General features: G+C 44.9%; 14 protein-coding genes. 9 read left to right on the top strand and 5 right to left on the bottom strand.

Annotation, left to right across the window (positions count from 1 at the left end):
- The first annotated feature begins 286 nt into the window (after positions 1-286).
- The 9 genes from secE (at position 287) to I3B46_RS01765 (ending at position 14,500) form a co-directional block, all read left to right on the top strand.
- On the top strand, positions 287-673 hold the full coding sequence (gene secE, locus I3B46_RS01725; protein ID WP_004924767.1) for a preprotein translocase subunit SecE: 387 nt from the start codon (positions 287-289) through the stop codon (positions 671-673).
- A complete protein-coding gene (gene nusG / locus I3B46_RS01730) occupies positions 674-1,219 on the top strand; it encodes a transcription termination/antitermination protein NusG (protein WP_004924769.1) in 546 nt (181 codons plus the stop codon).
- Positions 1,220-1,381: 162 nt separating this feature from the next.
- Positions 1,382-1,810: a 50S ribosomal protein L11 gene (gene rplK / locus I3B46_RS01735; RefSeq protein ID WP_004924771.1), complete on the top strand. Its 429-nt coding sequence runs from the start codon at positions 1,382-1,384 to the stop codon at positions 1,808-1,810.
- A gap of 3 nt (positions 1,811-1,813) precedes the next feature.
- Entirely contained in the window at positions 1,814-2,515 is a 702-nt protein-coding gene (gene rplA / locus I3B46_RS01740; protein ID WP_004924773.1) for a 50S ribosomal protein L1, read from the top strand.
- A 303-nt stretch (positions 2,516-2,818) separates the two neighbouring features.
- On the top strand, positions 2,819-3,316 hold the full coding sequence (rplJ, locus tag I3B46_RS01745) for a 50S ribosomal protein L10 (protein WP_004924776.1): 498 nt from the start codon (positions 2,819-2,821) through the stop codon (positions 3,314-3,316).
- A gap of 60 nt (positions 3,317-3,376) precedes the next feature.
- Positions 3,377-3,745 carry a 50S ribosomal protein L7/L12 gene (rplL, locus tag I3B46_RS01750; RefSeq protein ID WP_004924778.1) on the top strand — a complete coding sequence of 123 codons (369 nt, stop codon included), beginning with the start codon at positions 3,377-3,379 and terminating at the stop codon, positions 3,743-3,745.
- Positions 3,746-4,093: 348 nt separating this feature from the next.
- Positions 4,094-8,122 carry a DNA-directed RNA polymerase subunit beta gene (rpoB, locus tag I3B46_RS01755; protein ID WP_014656956.1) on the top strand — a complete coding sequence of 1,343 codons (4,029 nt, stop codon included), beginning with the start codon at positions 4,094-4,096 and terminating at the stop codon, positions 8,120-8,122.
- Between the two features lie 112 nt (positions 8,123-8,234).
- Positions 8,235-12,455: a DNA-directed RNA polymerase subunit beta' gene (rpoC, locus tag I3B46_RS01760; protein WP_004924780.1), complete on the top strand. Its 4,221-nt coding sequence runs from the start codon at positions 8,235-8,237 to the stop codon at positions 12,453-12,455.
- A gap of 731 nt (positions 12,456-13,186) precedes the next feature.
- Positions 13,187-14,500, top strand: coding sequence for a uracil/xanthine transporter (locus I3B46_RS01765; protein WP_060561190.1), 1,314 nt, complete (start codon positions 13,187-13,189; stop codon positions 14,498-14,500).
- A gap of 53 nt (positions 14,501-14,553) precedes the next feature.
- On the opposite strand, the gene I3B46_RS01770 is transcribed toward I3B46_RS01765, so the two are convergent.
- The 5 genes from I3B46_RS01770 to I3B46_RS01790 all read right to left on the bottom strand — a co-directional run bounded on the left by I3B46_RS01770 (position 14,554) and on the right by I3B46_RS01790 (position 18,151).
- Positions 14,554-15,207, bottom strand: a complete 654-nt coding sequence (locus I3B46_RS01770; RefSeq protein WP_060561189.1) for a hypothetical protein — start codon at positions 15,205-15,207, stop codon at positions 14,554-14,556.
- A 106-nt stretch (positions 15,208-15,313) separates the two neighbouring features.
- Positions 15,314-16,435, bottom strand: a complete 1,122-nt coding sequence (gene thiH, locus I3B46_RS01775; RefSeq protein WP_004924784.1) for a 2-iminoacetate synthase ThiH — start codon at positions 16,433-16,435, stop codon at positions 15,314-15,316.
- On the bottom strand, positions 16,432-17,202 hold the full coding sequence (locus tag I3B46_RS01780; protein WP_014656952.1) for a thiazole synthase: 771 nt from the start codon (positions 17,200-17,202) through the stop codon (positions 16,432-16,434). The genes thiH and I3B46_RS01780 overlap by 4 nt, the downstream gene beginning before the upstream one ends.
- Before the next feature lie 2 nt (positions 17,203-17,204).
- The gene (gene thiS, locus I3B46_RS01785; protein ID WP_004924788.1) at positions 17,205-17,405 is read right to left on the bottom strand and encodes a sulfur carrier protein ThiS; all 201 of its coding nucleotides are present in this window, start codon (positions 17,403-17,405) and stop codon (positions 17,205-17,207) included.
- A complete protein-coding gene (locus I3B46_RS01790; protein WP_004924791.1) occupies positions 17,393-18,151 on the bottom strand; it encodes a HesA/MoeB/ThiF family protein in 759 nt (252 codons plus the stop codon). Before I3B46_RS01790 ends, thiS begins: the two co-directional genes overlap by 13 nt.
- Positions 18,152-18,169: the final 18 nt, after the last annotated feature.

Raw genomic sequence — 18,169 nt, forward strand, 5'->3', positions numbered from 1 at the left:
TTTACCGCTGCCACATTAAGAAATTCATTTTCATAATATCGTGGCGAAAAATTTGCTGAGCATGCCAGTAATGACCTGCGGAAAGTAGATAGGGCGCAATTGTCTTTTTGCTCGCTGACGACACTTTTACTTTTGCAGGTATTGTCAACGATACTCCCTGTTTGACTTAGCAAGCTCGGCGGGTACATAAGGGATATGTTGGCATATTCTATTGGTTCGGTCTGTTTGCTTTACCGTTTTGTAGGCTAACAGGCTTTATACATACTTCATGGTAACAGGTTGAATTATGAGTGCGAATAGCGAAGCTCAAGGAAGTGGACGCAGTGTAGACGTCTTTAAGTGGGTGGTGGTAGCTGTCCTACTACTGATTGCTATAGCTGGCAACTATTACTTCCGTCAATATAACCTCGCGCTGCGTGCTTTTGCTGTTGTGGCTATTGTCGCCATTGCAGGTGCTGTCGCTTTGTGGACCGTAAAGGGGAAACAAGCACTATCGTTTGCGCGTGAAGCTCGCATTGAGATGCGAAAAGTGATTTGGCCAACTCGCCAAGAAGCATTACAAACGACTTTGATTGTTGCTGCAGTAACGGCTGTTATGTCATTAATACTGTGGGGATTAGATGGTATCCTAGTGCGTTTAGTTTCGATTATTACAAGCCTGAGGTTATTCTAAATGTCAGATTCACCTAAAAAGCGCTGGTATGTTATTCAGGCTTTCTCTGGTTTTGAAGGCCGTGTAGCGCAATCACTACGTGAACATATCAAATTGCATGGTATGGAAGACTCTTTCGGCGAAGTCATGGTTCCAACCGAAGAAGTTGTTGAGATCCGTAGTGGTCAGCGTCGCAAAAGCGAACGTAAGTTTTTTCCAGGCTATGTATTAGTTCAAATGGTTATGAATGATGATTCATGGCACTTAGTACGTAGTGTACCGCGTGTGATGGGCTTCATCGGTGGAACGTCGGATCGTCCAGCACCAATTAGTGATAAAGAAGTCGATGCGATTATGAATCGCCTACAGCAAGTTGGCGACAAACCACGTCCTAAAACATTGTTTGAGCCAGGTGAAATGGTGCGTGTTAGCGAAGGTCCATTCGCTGACTTTAACGGTGTGGTTGAAGAAATCGACTATGAAAAGAGCCGCTTGAAGGTCTCTGTTTCTATTTTCGGTCGTGCAACGCCTGTCGAATTAGATTTCAGCCAAGTCGAAAAAGTCTAACTTTTTACGGCAAAAACTGGCTTGCAAAAGGTGTGAAATTTGACTACAATTTCGCGCCTTTTGTTTTTTACGCTTTGCATTATTTGGTTAACAAATTGCGGGGCGTGTTAATTAACGGGGAGCCTAAAATTAGGCGCTATCACCCATCTAGAGGAAATATACATGGCTAAGAAAGTACAAGCCTACGTTAAGCTGCAAGTTGCGGCTGGTATGGCTAACCCAAGCCCACCGGTTGGTCCAGCGCTGGGTCAACAAGGTGTGAACATCATGGAATTCTGTAAAGCGTTTAACGCAAAAACAGACAGCCTAGAAAAAGGTTTGCCAATTCCTGTTGTTATCACTGTTTACGCAGACCGTTCTTTCACTTTCGTTACCAAAACTCCACCGGCTGCAATTCTGCTGAAAAAAGCGGCTGGCGTTAAGTCTGGTTCTGGTAAGCCGAACAAAGAGAAAGTTGGTAAAGTAACCTCTGCTCAGATTCGCGAAATCGCTGAAACTAAAGCTGCGGACATGACTGGTGCTGATGTTGACGCTATGATGCGTTCAATCGAAGGTACTGCTCGTTCCATGGGCCTGGTTGTGGAGGACTAATCAATGGCTAAACTGAATAAGCGCATGCGCAATATCCGTGAAAAAGTTGATTCAACTAAACAGTATGACATCAACGAAGCCGTTGCTCTGCTGAAAGAATTAGCGACTGCTAAATTCGTAGAAAGCGTTGACGTTGCTGTTAACCTCGGCATCGACGCTCGTAAATCTGATCAGAACGTACGTGGTGCAACTGTACTGCCACACGGTACTGGCCGTTCAGTTCGCGTTGCAGTCTTTACTCAAGGCGCAAACGCTGAAGCAGCTAAAGCTGCTGGTGCTGAGCTGGTTGGTATGGACGATCTGGCTGATAAAATTAAAGCTGGTGAGATGGATTTCGACGTTGTTATTGCTTCTCCAGATGCAATGCGCGTTGTTGGCCAATTAGGTCAAATCCTGGGTCCACGTGGTCTGATGCCAAACCCGAAAGTGGGTACTGTAACACCTAACGTTGCTGAAGCAGTTCAAAATGCTAAAGCAGGTCAGGTTCGTTACCGTAACGACAAAAACGGTATCATTCACACCACTATCGGTAAAGTTGACTTTGATGCTGACAAACTGAAAGAAAACCTAGAAGCACTGCTGATTGCGCTGAAAAAAGCAAAACCAGCTTCTGCTAAAGGCGTGTACATCAAGAAAGTTAGCCTGTCTACTACGATGGGTGCAGGTGTTGCTATCGACCAAGCTGGTCTGTCAGCAGCAGTTTAATACTAATACTTTTAGTAATTAAACTTTACCTTTGCGTCAGATTTGTATAAAATCTGACGCCTTGAGTTTGCTAGTACTATTTTAGTATTAGTAAACCACGAATTTCGGTATGGAGTCTGGCCTTTCCAGACCCCGTCCAAGACCGCAGGTGTAGCAATACTTAATCTACCTGCGTAGACGGTGACAGAGATACCAAGAATTTTATTCTGGCTTCTGCTCACCGTGTTTTAGCGCTCAACACATGTCGTGTTTGGGTGATGTGAGTCCCCGGGGTTTCCCGGTTAATCCAGGAGCAAGAAGCTAATGGCACTAAATCTTCAAGACAAACAAGCGATTGTTGCTGAAGTCAGCGAAGTAGCCAAAGGCGCGCTTTCTGCAGTTGTTGCTGATTCACGCGGCGTAACTGTAGCAAAAATGACTGAACTGCGTAAAGCAGGTCGCGAAGCTGGCGTTTACATCCGTGTTGTTCGTAACACGCTGATCCGTCGTGCTGTTGAAGGTACTTCTTACGAAGTCCTGAAAGACGCGTTTGTTGGTCCAACCTTGATTGCTTTCTCTAACGAACACCCGGGCGCTGCTGCTCGTCTGTTCAAAGAGTTCGCGAAAGCGAATCCAGCATTTGAGATTAAAGCTGCGGCCTTTGAAGGTGAGTTAATCCAAGCGAAAGATATCGATCGTCTGGCAACACTCCCAACTTACGAAGAAGCAATCGCACGCCTGATGGCAACCATGAAAGAAGCCGCTGCAGGCAAACTGGTTCGCACTCTGGCTGCTCTGCGCGATCAGAAAGAAGCTGCATAAGCCCTTTCCTTCGTTGCTTTTTAACGTATAAACTATTTCTGAATTTTAGGAACACTTGTTATGTCTATCACTAAAGACCAAATCCTTGACGCAGTTGCTGAAATGTCTGTAATGGACGTTGTTGAACTGATCACTATGATGGAAGAAAAATTCGGCGTTTCTGCTGCTGCAGCTGTTGCTGTTGCTCCAGGTGCTGCTGCTGAAGCTGCTGAAGAAAAAACTGAGTTCGACGTTGTTCTGGCTTCTGTTGGCGGTAACAAAGTTGCTGTTATCAAAGCAGTTCGCGGTGCGACCGGTCTGGGTCTGAAAGAAGCTAAAGATATGGTAGAATCTGCGCCAGCAACTATTAAAGAAGGTGCTAGCAAAGACGAAGCTGAAGCTCTGAAAAAATCTCTTGAAGAAGCAGGCGCTTCTGTTGAGCTTAAATAAGTTCAGTCTTCAGTTTGCAGCCTAACTTAAAGGCTGATGGCTGGTGATTTTTTAATCACCAGCCTTTTTGCGCTGTAAAGCGTGATTGGGTGTTAACAGCTTTTTCACGCAATTTTGATGTTAACAAACCCTCCAATACTTCTTTCTATTGACGACTTAATATACTGTGTTCTCAGCTACGACCCGCTCGGGTAGCTCGGTAGTCAGAGTGGCACAATGAAATGATTTAAGAGTAATAGCAATGAGTATTACGGAAAGTGTTCATTTTCCATTTCAAAAAATAGCGTTATCGATGCTGTCCTTATGGACGGACAGAGTGGGTCACTGATCAGCGAGCTGAGGAACCCTATGGTTTACTCCTATACCGAGAAAAAACGTATTCGTAAGGATTTTGGTAAACGTCCACAAGTGTTGGATGTACCTTATCTCCTTTCTATCCAACTTGACTCGTTCCAGAAGTTTATCGAGCAAGATCCTGATGGTCAGAACGGGCTGGAAGCAGCTTTCCGTTCTGTGTTTCCTATTCAGAGCTACAGCGGTAATGCTGAACTGCAATATGTCAGCTATCGTCTGGGTGAGCCTGTTTTTGATGTTAAAGAATGTCAAATCCGTGGCGTCACATACTCTGCACCACTGCGTGTTAAGCTGCGCCTCATTGTTTATGAGCGTGAAGCACCAGAAGGCACTGTAAAAGACATCAAAGAACAAGAAGTCTACATGGGTGAAATTCCACTCATGACCGAAAACGGAACCTTCGTTATCAACGGTACTGAGCGTGTTATCGTTTCTCAGTTACACCGTAGCCCTGGTGTGTTCTTCGACAGCGACAAAGGTAAAACACACTCCTCAGGTAAAGTCCTGTACAACGCGCGTATTATCCCTTACCGCGGTTCATGGCTTGATTTCGAATTCGATCCGAAAGATAACCTGTTTGTACGTATCGACCGTCGCCGTAAATTACCTGCGACCATTATTCTACGTGCAATGGATTACAGCACCGAAGACATTCTGAACTTGTTCTTCGACAAAACTGTATTCCAAATCCGTGATAACAAGCTGATGATGACGCTGGTTCCTGAGCGTCTACGTGGTGAAACTGCTTCATTTGATATCGAAGCAAACGGCAAAGTCTATGTTGAAAAAGGCCGTCGTATCACTGCACGTCATATCCGCTTGCTAGAAAAAGAAGAAGTCAACAGCATTGAAGTGCCTGTTGAATATATCGCGGGTAAAGTAGTCGCAAGAGATTACATTGATGAAAGTACTGGCGAGCTGATTTGTGCGGCTAACATGGAACTTTCATTAGATATGTTGGCACGTCTGAGCCAAGCGGGTCATAAAACAATTGAAACATTGTTTACTAACGACTTAGACCACGGTGCTTACATTTCTGAAACCCTGCGTGTCGATCCAACAAATGACCGCCTGAGCGCGCTGGTAGAAATCTACCGTATGATGCGCCCTGGTGAGCCACCAACACGTGAAGCGGCTGAAAACCTGTTCGATAACCTGTTCTTCTCAGAAGATCGTTACGACTTGTCTGCGGTAGGTCGCATGAAGTTCAACCGTTCACTGGGCCGCGATGAAATCGAAGGTTCTGGTATCCTGAGTGAAGAAGACATCATTGATGTTATGCGTAAGCTCATCGATATCCGTAACGGTAAAGGCGAAGTCGACGATATTGACCACTTAGGTAACCGTCGTATTCGTTCTGTTGGTGAAATGGCAGAAAACCAGTTCCGTGTCGGTCTGGTCCGTGTTGAGCGTGCAGTGAAAGAGCGTCTTTCTCTGGGCGACCTCGATGCATTGATGCCACAAGATATGATCAACGCGAAGCCAATTTCTGCGGCAGTGAAAGAGTTCTTTGGTTCCAGCCAATTGTCTCAATTTATGGACCAAAACAACCCACTGTCAGAAATCACACACAAACGTCGTATCTCAGCGTTAGGCCCAGGCGGTCTGACTCGTGAGCGTGCGGGCTTTGAAGTACGTGACGTTCACCCAACTCACTACGGTCGTGTTTGTCCAATCGAAACCCCTGAAGGTCCGAACATCGGTCTGATTAACTCATTGTCTGTTTATGCACAGACTAACGAGTATGGTTTCCTAGAAACACCTTACCGTTTAGTGCGCGATGGTATCGTTACTGACGAAATTCACTATCTGTCAGCAATTGAAGAAGGTAACTTCATCATTGCTCAGGCAAACACCGTATTGGCGGAAGATGGTAGCTTCGTTGAAGAACTGATCACTTGTCGTAACCGTGGTGAATCAAGCTTGTTCAGCCGCGATCAAGTTGAATATATGGACGTTTCGACTCAACAGGTTGTTTCTGTTGGTGCGTCACTGATCCCATTCCTTGAACACGATGATGCTAACCGTGCATTGATGGGTGCGAACATGCAACGTCAAGCGGTTCCAACTTTACGCGCTGATAAACCATTAGTGGGTACAGGTATGGAACGTGCGGTTGCTGTTGACTCCGGTGTAACAGCAGTTGCAAAACGCGGTGGTACAGTTCAGTACGTTGATGCTTCTCGTATTGTTATTAAAGTTAATGAAGATGAGATGTATCCGGGTGAAGCTGGAATCGATATTTATAACCTAACCAAATATACCCGTTCTAACCAGAACACCTGTATTAACCAGATGCCTTGTGTATCTTTAGGTGAACCAGTTGAACGTGGTGACGTGTTAGCTGATGGTCCTTCAACTGACCTAGGTGAATTGGCACTTGGCCAAAACATGCGCGTGGCATTCATGCCATGGAATGGTTATAACTTCGAGGACTCCATCCTCGTTTCTGAGCGTGTTGTTCAAGAAGACCGTTTTACAACCATCCATATTCAGGAACTCTCTTGTGTGTCTCGTGACACCAAACTGGGGCCTGAAGAAATTACTGCTGATATTCCTAACGTCGGTGAAGCGGCACTCTCTAAACTCGATGAGTCTGGTATCGTGTACATCGGTGCTGAAGTTAAAGGCGGCGATATCCTAGTTGGTAAAGTGACGCCGAAAGGCGAAACCCAACTGACACCAGAAGAGAAATTGCTACGTGCAATCTTTGGTGAAAAAGCGTCTGACGTTAAAGACTCTTCTCTACGCGTTCCTAACGGTGTTTCTGGTACGGTTATTGACGTACAAGTATTTACCCGTGATGGCGTAGAAAAAGACAAGCGTGCGCTGGAAATCGAAGAAACACAATTACGTGATGCTAAGAAAGACTTAACTGAAGAGTTACGTATTTTCGAAGCCGGTATATTTGCTCGTATCCGTTCTGTATTGATCAGTGGCGGAATTGAAGCAGAGAAACTGGACAAACTGCCTCGCGATCGCTGGTTAGAGCTGTCTCTGGCTGATGAAGAGAAACAGAACCAGTTAGAGCAACTTGCTGAGCAGTACGATGAGCTGAAATCTGAGTTTGAGAAAAAACTCGATGCTAAGCGTCGTAAGATCACCCAAGGTGATGATCTGGCTCCAGGCGTACTGAAAATTGTTAAGGTTTATCTGGCTGTTAAACGTCAGATCCAACCGGGTGATAAAATGGCGGGTCGCCATGGTAACAAGGGTGTTATCTCAAAAATCAACCCAGTTGAAGACATGCCTTACGATGAAAACGGTAACCCTGTAGACATCGTTCTGAACCCACTGGGCGTACCTTCACGTATGAACATCGGTCAGATTCTGGAAACCCACTTGGGTATGGCTGCGAAAGGTATTGGTGACAAAATTAATGCTATGCTTAAACAGCAGCAAGAAGTTGCCAAACTGCGTGAGTTTATCCAGAAAGCCTATGACCTTGGTGATGACCCACGTCAAAAAGTGGATCTGAATACTTTCTCTGATGAAGAAGTATTGCGTCTGGCTGAGAACCTGAAAAAAGGTATGCCAATCGCAACGCCAGTGTTTGATGGTGCGAAAGAAATTGAAATTAAAGAACTGTTGAAACTGGGTGGTCTGCCAACTTCTGGTCAGATTACATTGTTCGACGGCCGTACTGGTGAGAAGTTTGAGCGTCAAGTAACTGTTGGTTACATGTACATGCTGAAACTGAACCACTTGGTTGACGATAAAATGCACGCCCGTTCTACTGGTTCTTACAGCTTGGTTACTCAGCAACCGCTGGGTGGTAAAGCTCAGTTCGGTGGTCAGCGTTTCGGGGAGATGGAAGTGTGGGCACTGGAAGCATACGGTGCAGCCTATACACTCCAAGAGATGTTGACTGTTAAGTCGGATGACGTTAACGGCCGTACGAAGATGTATAAAAACATCGTCGATGGCAGCCATCAGATGGAACCTGGTATGCCGGAATCCTTCAACGTATTGTTGAAAGAAATCCGTTCACTGGGTATCAACATCGAACTGGAAGACGAGTAATTCGTTTGTACCGGAAGGCTAATTTTAGTCTTCCGGCCAGTATAAGTACTGGGATTAGGGGAGAGGCAGGGGCCTCTCACCTGACAGGTCTAACTCCGACAGGAGCCATTTTGTGAAAGACTTAATTAAGTTTCTGAAAGCGCAAACCAAGACCGAAGAGTTTGATGCGATCAAAATTGCTCTGGCATCACCTGATATGATCCGTTCATGGTCATTCGGTGAAGTGAAAAAGCCAGAAACCATTAACTACCGTACGTTCAAACCTGAGCGTGACGGCCTTTTCTGTGCGCGTATTTTCGGGCCAGTAAAAGACTACGAATGTCTGTGCGGTAAGTACAAACGTTTAAAACACCGCGGTGTGATTTGTGAGAAATGTGGCGTTGAAGTCACCCAGACTAAAGTTCGTCGTGAGCGCATGGGGCATATTGAACTTGCTTCTCCGACAGCACACATCTGGTTCTTAAAATCACTGCCATCCCGTATCGGTTTGTTACTTGATATGCCTCTGCGTGATATCGAGCGTGTTCTGTATTTTGAATCTTATGTCGTTGTTGAAGGCGGTATGACTAGCCTTGAACGTGGACAGATCCTGACAGAAGAACAATACCTCGATGCGCTGGAAGAGTTCGGTGACGAATTTGACGCGAAAATGGGTGCGGAAGCAATCCAAGGTCTGCTGAAAAACCTCGATCTTGAGAACGAGTGTGAAACACTACGCGAAGAGTTGAATGAAACTAACTCTGAAACTAAGCGTAAGAAGCTGACTAAGCGCATTAAACTATTAGAAGCGTTCATTCAATCTGGCAACAAACCAGAGTGGATGATCCTGAACGTTCTACCTGTGTTACCACCTGATCTACGTCCATTAGTTCCTCTGGATGGTGGCCGTTTCGCAACGTCAGATCTGAACGATCTGTATCGTCGCGTGATCAACCGTAACAACCGTCTGAAACGTCTTCTGGATCTGGCTGCGCCAGACATCATCGTACGTAACGAAAAACGTATGCTGCAAGAAGCGGTTGACGCACTGTTAGATAACGGTCGTCGTGGTCGTGCAATTACAGGCTCTAACAAACGTCCTCTGAAATCTTTGGCTGATATGATCAAAGGTAAACAAGGTCGTTTCCGTCAGAACTTGCTAGGTAAGCGTGTTGACTACTCAGGTCGTTCGGTTATTACAGTAGGTCCATACCTGCGTCTGCATCAGTGTGGTCTGCCTAAGAAAATGGCTCTTGAGCTATTCAAACCATTTATTTATGGCAAATTAGAACTACGTGGTCTGGCAACAACCATTAAAGCAGCGAAGAAAATGGTTGAGCGCGAAGAAGCGGTAGTTTGGGATATCTTGGATGAAGTTATCCGTGAACACCCAGTCATGCTGAACCGTGCACCAACACTTCACCGTCTGGGTATCCAAGCGTTCGAACCAATTCTGATCGAAGGTAAAGCTATCCAATTGCACCCACTCGTTTGTGCGGCATATAACGCCGACTTCGATGGTGACCAAATGGCGGTACACGTTCCTCTAACTCTGGAAGCTCAGTTAGAAGCACGTGCGTTGATGATGTCAACCAACAACATTCTGTCACCAGCAAGTGGTGAGCCTATCATCGTTCCTTCACAGGACGTTGTATTGGGTCTCTACTATATGACTCGTGACTGCGTAAACGCGAAAGGCGAAGGCATGGTTCTGGCCGGCCCGAAAGAAGCTGAGCGTGTTTACCGTTCAGGTCATGCATCACTGCATGCCCGCGTTAAAGTCCGTATCACTGAAGAAGTGAAAGACGGTGAAGGTAATATTACGATTAACACCAGTATGGTTGATACTACTGTTGGTCGTGCAATTTTGTGGATGATCGTACCAAAAGGCTTGCCTTATTCGCTGGTTAACCAAGCGCTAGGTAAGAAAGCGATCTCCAAAATGCTGAACACCTGTTACCGTGTACTGGGTCTGAAACCAACGGTTATTTTTGCTGACCAAATCATGTATACCGGTTTTGCCTACGCGGCACGCTCTGGTGCATCTGTTGGTATCGACGATATGGTTATTCCTGAGAAAAAAGCAGGGATCATCGCCGAAGCAGAAGCGGAAGTTGCAGAAATTCAGGAACAGTTCCAGTCTGGTCTGGTGACAGCAGGCGAACGTTACAACAAAGTTATCGATATCTGGGCTGCGGCAAACGAACGTGTTGCTAAAGCGATGATGGAAAACCTGTCAACTGAAACAGTTATTAACCGTGACGGTGAAGAAGAACAACAGGTTTCTTTCAACAGTATCTTTATGATGGCCGACTCCGGTGCTCGTGGTTCTGCCGCTCAGATCCGTCAGCTTGCGGGTATGCGTGGTCTGATGGCTAAGCCAGATGGCTCAATCATCGAAACACCAATCACGGCGAACTTCCGTGAAGGTCTGAACGTTCTCCAGTACTTTATTTCTACGCACGGTGCTCGTAAAGGTCTTGCGGATACCGCATTGAAAACAGCGAACTCTGGTTATCTGACTCGTCGTCTCGTTGACGTTGCTCAGGACTTGGTTGTGACTGAAGACGATTGTGGTACTCACGAAGGTATCCTGATGACTCCGGTTATCGAGGGTGGCGATGTTAAAGAACCACTGCGTGAGCGTGTATTGGGGCGTGTGACTGCGGAAGACATCCTGATCCCAGGTACCGCGGACATTCTGGTTCCACGTAATACGTTGCTACACGAAAAATGGTGTGACCTGTTAGAAGAAAACTCTGTTGACAGCGTTAAAGTCCGTTCCGTCGTTAGCTGTGAAACTGACTTCGGTGTGTGTGCTCACTGTTATGGTCGTGACCTGGCTCGTGGTCATATCATCAACAAAGGTGAAGCTATCGGGGTTATCGCGGCACAGTCAATCGGTGAACCAGGTACACAGTTGACGATGCGTACGTTCCACATCGGTGGTGCGGCATCTCGTGCGGCAGCAGAATCTAGCATCCAAGTTCGTAATCCAGGTACGCTGAAACTGGTTAACGCGAAATTTGTGACTAACTCAGAAGGCAAACTGGTTATTACTTCACGTAATACCGAATTACGCCTGATTGATGAGTTCGGTCGTACTAAAGAGAGCTACAAAGTTCCTTACGGTGCGCACCTGACTAAAGGTGACGGTGAAGCAGTTAACGGTGGCGAAACTGTTGCTAACTGGGATCCACATACCATGCCAGTTGTCAGTGAAGTATCCGGTATTATCCGCTTCTCTGACATGATTGATGGTCAAACAATGACTCGTCAGACTGATGAATTAACCGGTCTGTCTTCAATCGTTGTTCTGGATACTGCGGAACGTACTAGTGGTGGTAAAGACCTGCGTCCTGCATTGCGTGTTGTTGATGCAAATGGTAACGATGTGCTTATTCCTAACACAGACATGCCTGCTCAGTACTTCTTACCGGGTAAAGCAATTGTTCAGTTAGATGATGGCATCGCTATCAACGTGGGTGATACTTTAGCGCGTATTCCACAAGAATCTGTGGGGACTAAAGATATCACGGGTGGTCTACCACGCGTTGCTGACCTGTTTGAAGCACGTCGTCCGAAAGAGCCTGCAATCTTGGCTGAGATCAGCGGTATTGTTTCCTTCGGTAAAGAAACCAAAGGTAAACGTCGTCTGGTGATCACACCGATGGATGGTTCTGATCCGTATGAAGAGATGATCCCTAAATGGCGTCAGCTCAACGTGTTTGAAGGTGAGATCGTAGAGCGCGGTGACGTGATCTCCGATGGCCCAGAGTCTCCACACGATATCTTGCGTCTGCGTGGTGTTCATGCGGTTACGCGTTATATCACGAACGAGGTTCAGGAAGTTTACCGCTTACAAGGCGTTAAGATTAACGATAAACACATCGAAGTTATCGTTCGTCAGATGCTGCGTAAAGTGACTATCTCTGACGCGGGAAGCTCTGAATTCCTTGAAGGTGAGCAGGTTGAGTACTCACGTGTTAAAGTTTCTAACCGTAAACTTGAGCAGGATGGTAAGATCCCAGCTAAGTTCGAACGTGACCTGTTGGGTATCACGAAGGCATCTCTGGCAACAGAATCCTTCATCTCAGCAGCATCGTTCCAAGAAACCACACGCGTACTGACAGAAGCTGCCGTTGCAGGTAAACGTGACGAGCTTCGCGGTCTGAAAGAGAACGTTATTGTGGGTCGTCTGATCCCAGCAGGTACTGGTTTTGCGTATCATCAAGACCGTATCCGTCGCCGTCATCTGAATGATGTTGTGGAAGCGCCACAAGTCAGCGCAGATGAAGCTACGGCTAACCTGGCTGAACTGTTAAATGCAGGGTTCAGCAGCGATAACAATTAAGGCTTATAAGCCTGATTGAAACACAATAATAAAACCGGCGCTTCAATAGCGCCGGTTTTTTTGTAGGTATAAATCAGCAATATAAAATGTCCGTTTTGCCACTAACCCTTATTGGCAGTGATAATGTGAATATGCGGACACGCGAGATAATTGGCTAACTCTGGAAAATAATTATTTGGGGAAGAAATTAAAGGCTCTTTTTTAATTTCATGAAATCCTGCATTCGATCGTAGGTATTTCTAGATATGGCCAACGCCATATCTCTTCATAAATATCGGGTAATGTATCAAAAGAAGAATACTGCAAATTATGTTTGATGGTGTCATTCTCAATGGAAGGCATAACACGATATTTTCGAGTCACCATGTCATGTCCTTAAGTAGAAAAGAATATACATAGTCATTAATATCACAAATATAAATAGCGATAGGATATATGTTTATTTATTAGCTTTTATTATAAAGTGATTAATGTGAACTTATCGCTATGACATTAAATAAATATGAAGAGTAGGTTTAAAAGTTAATTTGCAAATTTAATAAAATAGGTCATGAAAGAAAAATACTATCTCCCTAACTCAAAATTAAATAAATTTAACCATTAATTTTAGAGCATTGTTAGCGACTGCCCTTTCAATATAATCGATAAATATCCAAGTAATAGGCCAAAAATAATAATTAGAAATTTAATTTAAACACGACTAGACTGTTAACCATCGATAATAATAAATAATGGGGTCTTCAGTGCAGAAAAATATAATCAAAAAAAGTAGCTTTATTTCGGGCTTCCAATGGTTTTTCTTTATTTTTTGCAATACCGTTGTTATTCCACCTACACTGCAATCTGCCTTTCATTTATCGGCTGAAACCACATTTGTTATCACCCAATACGCTTTTTTGCTTATTGCATTAGCCTGTTTGCTACAAGCTTTTTTAGGGCACAAACGTGCACTGATGGAAGGTTCGACCGGTTTATGGTGGGCAACAATCTTAACCGTGACGCTATCAGAGTCGATGCAAGGAACCTCTTTAGCAATTATTGGTTGGAGTCTCGCCGTCGGTATTTTTTTATCAGGTATTGTTACTATATTAATAGGGCTAACAGGACTAGGTAACTGGCTCTCTGGCTTATTTAAACCGGGTGTCTTAGTCGTATTTATGTTTTTACTTGGCGCTCAGTTAGTCTCAATTTTCCTAAAAGGGATGTTAGGGCTACCCTTTGGGGTTTCAGATCCTAGCGTTACCGTTAATTATCCAGTTTTCTTTCTTGCCTTTGCAGTGCTGATTTTTGTTATCGCTATGATTGTCTTTCTACCCCCGAGTATTAGCACATACGCTTTACTCTGTGGAACTGTTCTAGGCTGGGGGGCTTACAGCCTGCTATTTCATGGACAAATCTCCACAGTTTCAGAGGCTAAATGGCTACTCTTTCCATTAGGACGGGCAGATGATATTCAACCAAGCATTGTGATCACTGCGATACTGGCAGGTATTTTGAATACCTCAAACACTTTTGGTGCGATACGAGGCAGTGATGTTTTTTATCCGCAAAAAGAGTCGACAAAATCTATTTATCGGCGGAGTTTTGTGACGTCAGGTGTTTTAACTTTATTTTCAGCACCATTAGGTGTTGTGCCGTTTTCACCGTTTGTCTCATCCATTGGTTTGATTACACAGACCAAGGATACTTCGCGGGTCTCTTTTACGATTGGGAGTTTACTGCTGTTATTCGTTGGTGCAGTTGCCGTATTGACCCAGTTTTTTCGTTCATTACCGTTAGCGATTGGTAGCGCGGTGATGTTGGCAACTTATTTGCCATTATTATTCTCTTCTTTTTCATTTCTAGCCGAAATTAAACTGAACGCCCGCAATATTTATCGTTTAGCACTACCATTATTTATCGGTATTTTTTTAATGTCAGCCCCCGATGCTGTCATGGATTCATTACCAATGATGTTTAGTTCATTATTAGGGAATGGTTTGTTAATGGGGATCATTTTGTCGTTGATCCTCGAAAACAGTATTAAGTGGGATAAGATTCATTAACGAATACAGAAAAACCTCATTATGTAGCGTTTATAATGAGGTTAGATCACGCATTAGTACATTGGCGAGCGGAGTTGGTAACGATTTGTTTTGTCGCTAGGTGAGATATAAAACCGGCCATCAAAACTATTCTTATAGGACTTAGCGGGACCAAAAATCCCGATTGATATTGGCATTGAGCCGTAGTTAAATTGATATTGGGCACCCTCTAAATAGATCACGGTGATCTGGTAGTTTGTGAGTGGTTTGGTATATAAAACTAAGCTGTCTTTACTGTTTGAATCCCTTACCATGTGAGGGAGGCTGTAATCCACAGCTTTCATTGTGCCGCGGTAGGAGTAGTAGTATCCCTGAATATTGTTTTTATTTGGGATAGAAAAACGCGCAAAATCGGCATCGGAAATTATGCCAAGTGAATCAAAATACTCACTATAGCCTTCAACTCGTATTTCATGATCTTTACCGAACAATACGACCTGAAAAGGGCGTGTGCCATGAGATACTTTTTGTGCTTTTAATCGGGCAAGCGTTTCTTCTACGGCGAACTCTTCTTCATCAATATTTCTGGCTCCCTGAATTTCCAACATCATTAATTGGATGATTTCACGCGAAGGCGTTGGATGCTTCCAACGAACGTTGGCACAGCCACTCATTAATAATGAAAAGAATAAGACAAAAAGTAGAAAAAACCATTTTTGGGTCATCATATATGATTCATTTGTCGTGAACAGAGAACGGAGTATAGCCCGATAAATGAAACGTAAAAGTAGCCAAAAAAGGGATAAACTTCCTCCTTGAAGTTTATCGGATAAATTAACGCCCTAAATAGCCATCCCAATCTTTCCAGACCGGTTGTAGACCCGAACGAATTAAAGATTCTGCAACTTGTGCGGCACTACGATTATCATGCGGTGCAAATTGTTCCAATTCAGCATGGTCATCGGCATAACCGCCCGGCTGTGTTTTTGAACCCGCACTGACATTATTAATGGCAAGTGGCACAACGTGATCGCGAAAATAAGGCGATTCGCGGGTTGAAAGTGATAGCTCAACATCTGGCGCCAATAAACGAAATGCGCAAATAAGCTGCACAAGTTCAGCTTCACTCATTAAAGAAGCCGGCTCTATACCACCAGCACAAGGGCGTAAACGAGGAAATGAAATAGAATAACGGCTCTGCCAATAGTGTTTTTGGAGATAAATCAGGTGCTCCGCCACCATATAGCAATCGGTGCGCCAACTGTTAGATAAACCAATTAATGCTCCAAGTCCTATTTTATCGATACCAGCCCGCCCTAAACGGTCAGGGGTCTCCAGCCGCCAATGAAAATCCTGTTTTTTACCTTTCAAATGATGTAGTTGATAAGCTGGCTCGTGGTAAGTCTCTTGATACACCATCACACCATCTAGTCCTAATGTCTTGAGTTCAGCGTACTCTTCGGTGCTCAGTGGCTGAACTTCCATCATCAAGGCGCTAAAATAGCGGCGTATTGTGGGTAAATGCTCACGAAAATAATCCATGCCCACTTTATTTTGATGCTCCCCTGTGACTAACAACAGGCTATCAAAACCAATTTTACGGATTGTCTCGCACTCATTAATGATTTCGTTTTTATCGAGCGTTTTTCGTTTAATGCGATTACTCATTGAAAAACCACAATATGTACAATCATTAGCGCATAGATTTGATAAATACAGTGGCACATAGAACCCCACGGTATTACCAAAACGTTGCCGTGTTAGCTTTTGGGCTTTCTGCGCTAATTGCTCAATAAAAGGGCGAGCGGCAGGGGAGAGCAATGCCATAAAATCATCAAGTGTTAAAGTATCGCTAGCAAGAGCCTGCTCAACATCTCGCGTATTTTTGGCATAAATTTGTAAGGTTAGGTCATCCCAATTTAGCTGCTGCCAGCGTTGGCGAAAGCTGCTGTTCATTGTAATGCTCCCAAAAACTCGGTTAATGGGCTTGAAGCTTCAGCATGTTGTTTCGGGCTAGCAAGGCCAGCGCGTCGGGCAAGCTCTGCGGCTTCAAGGGAGACTTTAAAAGCTTGAGCCATGAGCACAGGATCTTTTGCTACAGCGATGGCGGTATTGACTAGTACGGCATCGGCCCCCATTTCAATCGCTTCGATCGCATGGCTAGGTGCGCCAATCCCAGCATCAACCACTACGGGGATCGTCGATTGCTCAATAATGATCCGTAACATCTCTTTGGTGACTAAACCTTTATTGGTGCCAATCGGTGCACCAAGTGGCATTACGGCTGCACAACCGACTTCTTCGAGACGACGACACAGCACAGGGTCAGCACTGCAATAAGGCAGTACCACAAACCCTTCTTTTACGAGTTGTTCGGCAGCAATTAAGGTTTCGACGGGGTCGGGTAAGAGATATTTCACATCGGGGTGAATTTCTAGTTTAACCCAATGAGTTCCCAACGCTTCACGGGCAAGGCGTGCGGCAAAAATAGCTTCTTGGGCATTTTTCGCACCAGAAGTATTAGGGAGCAGTCTTACCCCAATCTCTTGCAAAGGCTTTAAAATGCCATCGTCATTGCCACGTAAATCTATACGTTTCATCGCCATGGTAACAAGCTGACTGCCTGATGCAGTGATTGCGTTTTGCATCAATGTTGGATTGGCAAATTTTCCTGTGCCAGTAAAGAGGCGTGACTGAAAAGTCACATCGGCAATTTTTAACATGATTAGCCTCCAGCGATAGCTTGAAACAATAAGATATTGTCTTGGTCATTCACGAGGTGTGAATCCCATTGATGACGAGGAATGATCACTTGGTTGATGGCCAAAGCCGTGCCGACCGTACTGCGCTCTAGAGAAGCGAGTAATTGAGACACGGTTAATGGCGCATCAAACTCCATTGGCTGGTCGTTAATTATAAGGCGCATGTTTCTTCTCGGCAGATTGGACATTGAATGGACGGTGTCAGTTGCAAGGTATTCCATTGCTGCTGTTTACCATCAAATAAACGCAATTTACCGCTTAGCGAGGAAGGCAATCCGACTAATAATTTGATGGCCTCTAAGGCTTGCAATGTGCCTATGACCCCCACGACAGGGCCAAGTACACCAGCGGTACGGCAGTTACGCTGAGGCTCCGTCTGGTCAGGGTATAAACATGCGTAACAGCCGTGATTAAAGGGTGGCTCAAGCACCATAAGCTGCCCACCAAACCCCACGGCACTGCCACTAACCAATGTTTTATTTGCCATGACACAGGCCGCATTAACGGCATGGCGAGTGGCCATGTTATCGCAACAATCGAGAACTAAATCGACTTGCTCAACCAAGGGAAGCAATGTGTGAATATCTAACTTTTGTTGTAAGACATGGGTATGGATCAGTGGATTAAGATCTTGTAGTCGTTTTGCGGCAAGTTTGGCTTTAGATTGAGGAATGTCCTCAGTGCCATATAAAACTTGCCGCTGTAGATTAGAAAGGTGTAGCTCGTCGTGATCCGCAAGCCATAACTCACCGACGCCAGCGGCTGCTAAATAAAGTGATGCCGGTGCGCCTAAACCACCAAGGCCAACAATCAGTACCTTACTCGTTTTAAGTTTGCCTTGTCCTTCAGGGCCGATATCTTCAAGCAGTAGCTGGCGGCTATAACGCATAAATTCATGATCATTTAACATGATGAACTCCTCGAATTA

Origin of the sequence: Providencia sp. 2.29 (assembly GCF_015832305.1) — a bacterium.
Classification (GTDB): domain Bacteria; phylum Pseudomonadota; class Gammaproteobacteria; order Enterobacterales; family Enterobacteriaceae; genus Providencia; species Providencia stuartii.